The 8,251-nt window shown below is 55.0% G+C and carries 9 protein-coding genes; 5 read left to right on the top strand and 4 right to left on the bottom strand.

What is annotated here, in order from left to right; all coding sequences use genetic code 11:
- The 4 genes from mnmC to AC4FIC_RS07995 form a co-directional block, all read right to left on the bottom strand.
- A partial coding sequence (gene mnmC / locus AC4FIC_RS08010; protein WP_476194290.1) for a bifunctional tRNA (5-methylaminomethyl-2-thiouridine)(34)-methyltransferase MnmC2/FAD-dependent 5-carboxymethylaminomethyl-2-thiouridine(34) oxidoreductase MnmC1 occupies nt 1-1,952 on the bottom strand: 1,952 nt, incomplete at its 3' end.
- A 1-nt stretch (nt 1,953) separates the two neighbouring features.
- Nucleotides 1,954-2,304 (bottom strand): hypothetical protein, encoded by a 351-nt coding sequence (locus AC4FIC_RS08005; protein ID WP_100257905.1) that lies wholly within the window; start codon nt 2,302-2,304, stop codon nt 1,954-1,956.
- Nucleotides 2,305-2,356: 52 nt separating this feature from the next.
- Nucleotides 2,357-3,037: a TIGR04211 family SH3 domain-containing protein gene (locus AC4FIC_RS08000; RefSeq protein WP_100257904.1), complete on the bottom strand. Its 681-nt coding sequence runs from the start codon at nt 3,035-3,037 to the stop codon at nt 2,357-2,359.
- Nucleotides 3,038-3,088: 51 nt separating this feature from the next.
- Nucleotides 3,089-3,391: a YciI family protein gene (locus AC4FIC_RS07995; RefSeq protein WP_100257903.1), complete on the bottom strand. Its 303-nt coding sequence runs from the start codon at nt 3,389-3,391 to the stop codon at nt 3,089-3,091.
- Between the two features lie 171 nt (nt 3,392-3,562).
- Here AC4FIC_RS07995 and AC4FIC_RS07990 point away from each other — a divergent pair, with 171 nt between their 5' ends.
- From AC4FIC_RS07990 to rluB, 5 genes are all read left to right on the top strand, one after another.
- Nucleotides 3,563-4,459: a PHP domain-containing protein gene (locus tag AC4FIC_RS07990; protein WP_100257902.1), complete on the top strand. Its 897-nt coding sequence runs from the start codon at nt 3,563-3,565 to the stop codon at nt 4,457-4,459.
- 33 nt (nt 4,460-4,492) lie between these two features.
- On the top strand, nt 4,493-5,113 hold the full coding sequence (locus AC4FIC_RS07985; protein ID WP_100257901.1) for an L-threonylcarbamoyladenylate synthase: 621 nt from the start codon (nt 4,493-4,495) through the stop codon (nt 5,111-5,113).
- Nucleotides 5,114-5,317: 204 nt separating this feature from the next.
- Entirely contained in the window at nt 5,318-6,109 is a 792-nt protein-coding gene (locus AC4FIC_RS07980; RefSeq protein WP_227003838.1) for a segregation and condensation protein A, read from the top strand.
- Nucleotides 6,106-7,425, top strand: coding sequence for an SMC-Scp complex subunit ScpB (gene scpB, locus AC4FIC_RS07975; protein ID WP_273285869.1), 1,320 nt, complete (start codon nt 6,106-6,108; stop codon nt 7,423-7,425). The genes AC4FIC_RS07980 and scpB overlap by 4 nt, the downstream gene beginning before the upstream one ends.
- Nucleotides 7,412-8,251: a 23S rRNA pseudouridine(2605) synthase RluB gene (rluB, locus tag AC4FIC_RS07970; RefSeq protein ID WP_100257898.1), complete on the top strand. Its 840-nt coding sequence runs from the start codon at nt 7,412-7,414 to the stop codon at nt 8,249-8,251. Before scpB ends, rluB begins: the two co-directional genes overlap by 14 nt.

Genomic DNA, 8,251 nt, shown 5'->3' with positions numbered 1-8,251 from the left:
CGCTTACCGCGCACTATCTCGCGCACCACAAAACGATTCGGGTTGAGCTGGTCGGCCACGCTCTGCTGCACCGGATAGGGTTCCCCGGCGATCATGGCGGCCAATAGACGGGCACTCAGAGGGCTGGAACAGAGGCCTTTGGAGCCATGCGCAACATTGAGCCACAGTCCGGGCAAATGCTCGGCTGGGGCTTCGTGCTCGGTGCGTTTACGCTGCAAACTGATGCGAAACTGGTGCCACAAGGCATCGGGGTTCGAGAGCGGCCCAACCAACGGCAAGTAGTCTGGCGAGGTGCAGCGCACGCCCGCCCGGCCACCGACTATCGTGACATCATCTGGCAACAAACTGGGCACACGTAGCCGTAAACTGGCGATATTTTCACTGTGCTCCGTCGCGCGCACATCGGTCTGCGTAGACTTCAGGCGAAAGGTACTGCCGATGGTCAGCTGGCCGTTCAGCGCCGGCATGACATAGCGATCGGTACAGATCACCGCCTTCAATGTTGGCCCCGTCTCGGGCACCGCCAGTCGGGTTACTTGGCCGGCGATGGTATTCAAACGCAAATGCGCCGTCTGGACAAATTGGTTGGCCTCGAAGGCGCTGGCGATGACCACCTGATCGGCCTCATAGGTCTGGCCCTGGGCGTCGGTCAAGCACCAGCCGTGGCCGTCGGCCTGGGCCGTTAATTCGACTATACGGCACTGTAAATGAACCGGTTCGGCGAGTGATTGCAGCAGGTGGCGCACCCACAGCGCTGGGCTGACCCAGCCGCCCTGGGCAAACCAGAGTCCGGGATCGGTCAGCGGCAAGCCGGTGAGCGCAGTCAATTCTTCAGCGGTCTTGGCCACGGCCAGTTCCGATGGAATATAGGCCGCAGCACTGAGCTGCTGTAAACGGGTCAATTCGCGTGGGTTATGCACCAGCTGGACCAGACCACTGGTGCCGTGTGGGACCGTGTCGGGCAGTTCGGCCAGCAGGCTGTGCGCCCGAATTAACGCTTGCGCATAGAATCGAGTGGTGCCTTCCGGCTGTGCCGACAGTTTGGCGTAGACCGCGCCCTGGCTGTTGCCCGAGCCACCTTGAGCCGAGCCCGTTTGCTGTTCAAATACGCTCACTCGATAGCCGCGTTTGCTCAGTTCGGCGGCCGTGCTGGCTCCGGCCAAGCCCGCGCCAATAATAGCAATATGGCGACCGGCATTGGCCTTGGGCGCGGGCAGTTCCGAGCTGGGCCAGCCGGTAATGCGCGGTGGTTCGCAGCGACCGATAAAGTCGGCGCGAAAGGAATTGCGTTTCTTGCCGAAGCCGGACAACTTCTCCAGCGCAAAGCCGGCGCCCAGCAATCCGTCGCGGACAACCCGCGCCGAGCTAAAGGTTGCCAAGGTGGTGTCGACTCGGCTTAGCCGATGCAGTTGATCAAAGAGTTCCGGAGACCACATGGCCGGATTTTTTACCGGTGAAAAGCCATCGAGAAACCAGGCGTCTACCTGTGCGGTAAGCTCAGCCAACGCCGACGCGGCATCATCCAACAGCAGTAGCAGATTAACCCGACCGAACTCCAGCAGATGAAAGCCCGCTAAGGGGGGCGGATATTGGGCCTGTAACGCTAATGCCAGGGACCGTAATTCGGGCCAGTGTTGATGGCTGCGGGCCAGTTCGGCGGGCGCGATAGGGTACTTTTCACAGCTGACGAAGGTCAGCCGAGCATCGGCCGGGGCATGCTCGAGAAAGGTTTGCCAGGCAACCATAAAGTTCAGGCCGGTGCCGAAGCCGGTTTCGCCAATGGTGAAGTGTTGCTGCGCACGCAGCGCTCGAAACCGTTCGGGCAGGCGATTGGGTGCAATAAAAGCATGGTGGCACTCGGCATGGCCCAGGCCTTGGGAATAGTAGATGTCGTCGTAGGTGGCCGACTTAGGGGTGCCATCTTGGTCAAAATAGAGGTCGGCGTAATCCATCTCAGTGTTGGGTCGGCAACGCCAGGACCCGATTCAACCATTGCTCAAAATAGGCTTTGGGCATGACCACGTCGGACAGGGTGAATTTGCTCAGATCATCAAGGGTGTATTGGGTGGCTAAGAAAAGCTCCCACTGCACGACCACGTCATCTGCCAGTGCTATAGCGCTGGCGGCTGGGATCGGGATATCGTTGTTTGGCGTCAGATCATAGTTTTCAACGAAATGGCTGCACCATTCAACAATTTGAAAATGACTGAAACGGGACATGGACCCTAATAGACCCTGACTGAGCAGGTCGGCCAAATTGACTAGGCTATAGGGTTTTTGAATCGGTGTGTCAGACCAGGCCATCGAGAAAGTTCCAATTAAATCAATAACCTGAGTGTATCATAGATGGCTGGTATTATGACCAGCCATCTTTCCGTCGCTTGCCATTCAAACGCGGTAACAGAAAGCCTAAGAAAATCCCCAAGGCAATAAGGATACCGCCGGCATAGAGCATCTTATTGTCGTTATATTCGGACAAGGCTAGATTTTCGGCTTGGGCGACATCGAGTCCGTTTTTGAGTCGGGCATTTTCCTCTGCCAACTGTTGATACTCGCCGTCTAGGTCGATGGCGTCGCCACTGATTGAGGTGATTCGATTGAGTTCCAAGGTCAGCTGGGTATTCTCGCTGCGTAAGTTTTCCAGTTCGCCAGTTACATCGCCTTTGGTGGCGAGTAGGGCGCTGTATTTCCTATCTAGGGCGTCATAGAGCTGCTGGAGTTGATCTTTTTCAGTTTGCACCAGAGCGGCCTTAATAAAACCTGTCGGTTCGGTTGTCAGATAACGACTGGGCACCCAACCGTCCAAACCATTTTCGGTTCGCACATGGTAGTAGTCACCGTCTTCTGCTTTCTCCAACACTTCCATCCGAGTGCCGGATTTAATGGTTTTGAGAACACGGTTGTTATCGGTTGGACCAGTACGGACGTTGACCCACAGCATATCGCTGAGCCACACTGTTTCAGCAAAGGCCTGGGTCGGCGCTGCGATTAAAATGGCGAAGGCTAGAAGCAGTTTCGACACAAGGCGAACAAGCATGATCAATTTCCTATTAATGGCTAGTAATGTCAGATGTAAGTGATGATTGTACTAATTTGGAAAGGTTTGTTTAAAGGGTTTTATCACAACTTTTGCATAAATACCCTCTGTTACATAGGGGTCGTCATTGGCCCAGCTTTGTGCACTGGCGAGGCTATCAAACTCTGCAACTACCAAGGAGCCAGAAAAACCCGCGGCACCGGGGTCTTCAGACTCGATCATGGGATGTGGACCGGCGAGCAACAATCGGCCTTGCGACTGTAAATCCTGCAAGCGTTGAGCATGGGCTGGACGCGCTGCAAGTCGATTTTCAAGGCTATTCGGATGATCTTCTGACAGAATGGCATACCACATGGGTCGGTTGCGCCTTATTTAGCTCAAAATATTGGGGGCTAAGTCTCAGGGTGTAGCCCAGCAAATGCAACCAATTGTGACGAAATTTTTAACTGAAACGCTCTTCTGAAGCGCTTTGCCTGTTAAATAACCAACTAGATCGCCCCGGCCAATGGACCGCTGATACGCCCTATGATAGTAAATCGAAAGCACGAATGGGAACTGCACTGCCATAGTCGCTTTTCCGATGGACAACTCACTTGCCCCGATCTCTTTGCGCTGGCGGTTACCAACGGTGTCCGTCATATGGCTCTAACCGACCACGATACCGCCGCAGGCTATCGAGCGGCCCTAGCCAATGCATGGGTACCAGCGGAATTGGAGCTCTATCCGGCGGCCGAGCTATCGTGCGTTTGGAAGGGCCGCACTATTCATATGGTCGGCCTGGGCATCGATGCCTACAGCGAGCGTTGGTTAAGCATTGAAAATGACTATGTCGAGCGGCGCGAAAACCGCTTTTTACGCATCTTGCATGTCATGCGTAAGGCGGGATTTGAACTGAACGAGGAGCGGATTCGCGCCATCGCTCACCCGGGCCCGCCGGCGCGGCCGCATGTTGCGGCCTATTTAGTGGAAACCGAACAGGCCAAGAATACCGCGCAACTCTATAAACGCTGGTTAGGCCAGGGCAAGATAGGCGATGTCAAAAGCCAATGGCCGGAGATGGCGGAGGCAGCCCAGTGGATTCTGGAATGCGGTGGCTTGCCGGTGGTCGCCCATCCCCATCGCTATGATCTCACTTGGACTAAGACACGCGAAATGCTTGATGATTTTTGTGCCGCCGGTGGTCAAGCGATTGAGATTGCCTGCGTTGGTCTGAACCCAGAAAAGCGCAAGTTCCTCAGTAATCAGGCTCAAGAGCGGAATCTCTATGCCAGTGGCGGGAGCGACTTTCACAGCCCCAACACACCCTGGTTGAAACTCGGCACCTATCCAGAATGGCCCAAGGATTTGCCGACCGCGAGCGATTGGTTGCGCACCCGCATGGCAACGCTGAAAGCGCTGGAAAGCAATGCCACATCACGGTAAAGTAGCAAACCTCGATTCTTGGCGGGAGCCAATATGAGCCAGTTTTTTGTGATTCATCCTGAAAACCCCCAAGCCCGGTTGATTGCCCATACGGTAGAGATACTGCGCAAGGGTGGCGTTATTGCCTACCCCACCGATTCGGCCTACGCCTTAGGCTGCATAATGGGTGATAAACGGGGCATTGACACGATCCGGCGTATCCGCCAAATCGATGAAAAACATAACCTTACTCTGGTTTGTCGTGATCTGTCCGATCTCTCAAGCTATGCCAATGTAGACAATGTCGCCTACCGATTGATTAAAAATAACACGCCGGGGCCCTACACCTTTATTCTTCAGGCCACGCGTGAAGTGCCGCGCCGGTTGCTGCACCCGAAGCGGCGCACCATCGGCTTGCGCGTGCTTGGTAATCCCATCGCCTCGGCCATTTTGGCCGCCTTGGGCGAGCCGATGCTCAGCACCAGCTTGATTATGCCCAATGACGAGCAGCCGTTGAGTGATCCGGATGACATCCGTGATCGGCTCGAGCACGAGTTGGACCTGGTGATCGATGGCGGTTTTTGTGGCGTCGAAGAGTCGACCATCATCAACCTGTTAGATGGTGCGCCAGAAGTGGTGCGGGTCGGGATGGGCGATCCCAGTCCCTTCCAATAGCGTGTTGGTGACGAGATGACCGAGCCTAACCACAACCAGAAGCATCTGCCCGAGGCCAAAGGCCCGACGCAACCCAGTGCCGACGAGCCCATCATCGATAAGGCGGTGGTACCGATTGCCCTATTCACGGAAGACGACGCCCCGATTCCGGCAAAGCGTTTATCGGCCAAAGAGCAGGCACTGAACCAACTGCGGCAGCGCGCCATGGCCGAACAAACGGAAATCCCCTTTGCCGTAATCGATGGCCAGGCGATGATGCAGATCCCCATCGATCTCTACATTCCACCCGATGCTCTAGAAGTTTTCCTCGATGCCTTTGAAGGGCCACTCGATCTATTGCTCTATCTGATCCGTAAACAGAACCTTGATATTCTCAACGTCAATGTGTTCGAAATAACCTCTCAATACATGGAATATATTGACCTGATGCACGGTATGCATCTGGAGTTGGCCGCTGAGTATTTGGTTATGGCCGCAATGCTGGCCGAAATAAAGAGCCGCATGCTCTTGCCACGCAGTAAAGAAGAAGAGTTGGATGATGAGGGCGACCCACGTGCGGAGTTGATTCGTCGACTGCAAGAATACGAACAATTTAAAGGCGCCGCCGAAAATATTGCGGAACTGCCGCGCGTTGGTCGGGATGTTTTTCTCGCCGATGAAATGCGACCCGACTACGAGCGTCCTAAGTTACACCCCGATGTGGATCTACGGGAAATCCTGCTCGCCTTTCAAGATGTGATGAGCCGTGCCGAGATGTTTGGCGAGCACGAGGTGCAGCGCGAAACGCTGTCGACCCGACAGCGCATGGCCGATATTCTGTCCACCTTGCAAGGCAAGGCATTTGTACCCTTTATCACCCTGTTCAATGCCCAAGAAGGGCGTTTGGGGGTGATCGTTACGTTTTTGGCCATTATGGAATTGGCCAAAGAATCCTTAATTGACCTGGTGCAGACGGAATTGTTCGCACCTATTCACGTAAAGGCCAAAGGCGAATGAACCCAACCGACGAACCCATCGATCCATTAACACCGGAACCGGAAAATGGCAGCGAGATTGACAGTAGTCAGCAGGAGGTTAGCGCGCGCAAGCCCAAAGCAAAGCATCAAGGTAAGAACCAAACGGCATTGGATGCCTTGGTTGACAAGTATGCCGAGCCGAACGAGGGCGATGTTGAGACGGATACCGACCCCGCGGTTTACGATGACATAGAGCCGACCAGCAGCCAGGGTGATAACGTCCCAGGCGCAATCGATGAGGAACTGGACATAGCCGATAGCGACCAGGGCGACCCCTATGGCGGTCATTCACCAGAGCGGCTCAAAAACATTCTCGAGGCGGCGTTGTTTGCCTCCGGTATCACGCTGTCGGCCAGTCATTTGCGCGCCTTATTTGAAGCTCACGAACGCCCCCATGGCCGTATCGTGCGCCAATTGATGGCTGAGTTGATTGCCCACCATAGCGGCCGCGGCCTGTTGTTGGTGGAAGTCGCCAGTGGCTATCGATTCCAAACCGCCACCGATACGGCTTCCTGGGTGGCACGTTTGTGGGAAGAAAAACCGCAGCGCTATTCGCGCGCCCTAATGGAAACCATCGCCCTGATTGCCTATCGGCAGCCCATTACCCGCGGTGAAATTGAAGATGTGCGCGGCGTGGCGGTCAGTTCGAATATTATTCGCACCTTATTGGAGCGCGAATGGGTGCGAGTGGTTGGTCATCGAGACGTACCCGGCCGCCCAGCCATGTACGCCACCACCCGGCAATTTCTCGACTACTTTAGCCTGATGACGCTCGACCAGATGCCGAGCCTGGGTGAAATTCGCGATATGGAAGAACTCAATCCGCAATTGCATCTGACCGCCGATAACGACGAAAACGCATCCGAAGATAAGCAACAAGCGGAAATATCCTTCAGCGGCCTGATCGAAAAGATACGCGACAGCGCCGTCAGTGGAAAAACCGGCAATGAATTTATCGACGAACAGCTCGACCAAGAGTTGCAGGCGATGGACAAGGTTAACGCCAACTTCGAACAGGCGTTAGCGCAGCAAAAGGCAGAACATGAACACCCTGATCTGCAGCTAGATTATGACGATACAGACTCGACCACGCCAGAGCCGGCCGACACTGACCCGCTAATAGCGCAGGATTCAGTGGACATGCCGGCTCCAGCAGACGAGCTTGTAGCGGAGCTCGAACCGCCGCTGTCTGAAGAAGAACAGTGGAAATCAATCCAACAAAAGCTAGCCCAACAACAGGCGCTGCTGGACGCTCGTGAGAACGACTCGCAACGTGAGGAAAATGACAATGAGTGAAGAACGAATTCAAAAAGTATTGGCCAAAGCCGGTCTCGGTTCGCGCCGCGAGATGGAAAAAGTTATCGAAGACAAGCGCGTCAGTGTGAATGGTGAAGTCGCCAAGCTGGGCGACAAGGTCCAGCGCACGGATGAATTAAAGGTCGACGGCAAAACCGTTAAAATTGATACCAAGGCCGTCCGTCGCGTGCTGATCTATAACAAGCCCGAGGGTGAAATCTGTACCCGGAAAGATCCAGAAGGGCGGCAAACAGTGTTTGATCGACTGCCCAAGCTGACCGGTGAACGTTGGGTGGCTGTGGGCCGGCTCGACATCAACACTTCCGGTCTATTGCTGTTTACCAACGATGGCGAATTGGCCAACCGGCTGATGCATCCATCGCGCCAGATCGAACGCGAATACGCGGTGCGGATTCTCGGTGAGGTCAAGCAGGAAAATATCGACGCCATGTGTGCCGGTGTCCAACTGGACGACGGCATGGCCAAGTTCAGTGACGTGCAGTACTTCGATGGCAAAGGCTCGAACCAGTGGTATCACGTGGTGATAGTCGAAGGCCGCAACCGTGAAGTGCGCCGCCTCTGGGAAAGCCAAGGTTTTCAGGTGTCTCGCCTGAAGCGTGTGCGCTATGGCTCAGTCTTTATGGATTCGTCCATGCGCGCCGGCACTTGGAATGAATTGGCGAAAAAGGATATCGATCAACTGGCCGCTATTGTCGAGTTACCCTCCATGCCGTGGAAGTCGGTGGTGCGGGATAAGACCGATCCAAACCGCCGTAAGCTGGAAAATCAACGCACCCGCCGCTCTGTTGGCAATGAGCGCAAATAG

The organism is Reinekea sp., assembly GCF_982785585.1.
Note: the sequence above shows the minus strand (reverse complement) of the source record. Positions and strands in the feature narration are given on the sequence as shown.

Coding starts and splice junctions, on each gene's coding strand:
- AC4FIC_RS08005 (WP_100257905.1), bottom strand. CDS start 2,304: ATGGCCTGGTCTGACACACCGATTCAAAAACCCTATAGCCTAGTCAAT.
- AC4FIC_RS08000 (WP_100257904.1), bottom strand. CDS start 3,037: ATGCTTGTTCGCCTTGTGTCGAAACTGCTTCTAGCCTTCGCCATTTTA.
- AC4FIC_RS07995 (WP_100257903.1), bottom strand. CDS start 3,391: ATGTGGTATGCCATTCTGTCAGAAGATCATCCGAATAGCCTTGAAAAT.
- AC4FIC_RS07990 (WP_100257902.1), top strand. CDS start 3,563: ATGATAGTAAATCGAAAGCACGAATGGGAACTGCACTGCCATAGTCGC.
- AC4FIC_RS07985 (WP_100257901.1), top strand. CDS start 4,493: ATGAGCCAGTTTTTTGTGATTCATCCTGAAAACCCCCAAGCCCGGTTG.
- AC4FIC_RS07980 (WP_227003838.1), top strand. CDS start 5,318: ATGGCCGAACAAACGGAAATCCCCTTTGCCGTAATCGATGGCCAGGCG.
- scpB (WP_273285869.1), top strand. CDS start 6,106: ATGAACCCAACCGACGAACCCATCGATCCATTAACACCGGAACCGGAA.
- rluB (WP_100257898.1), top strand. CDS start 7,412: ATGACAATGAGTGAAGAACGAATTCAAAAAGTATTGGCCAAAGCCGGT.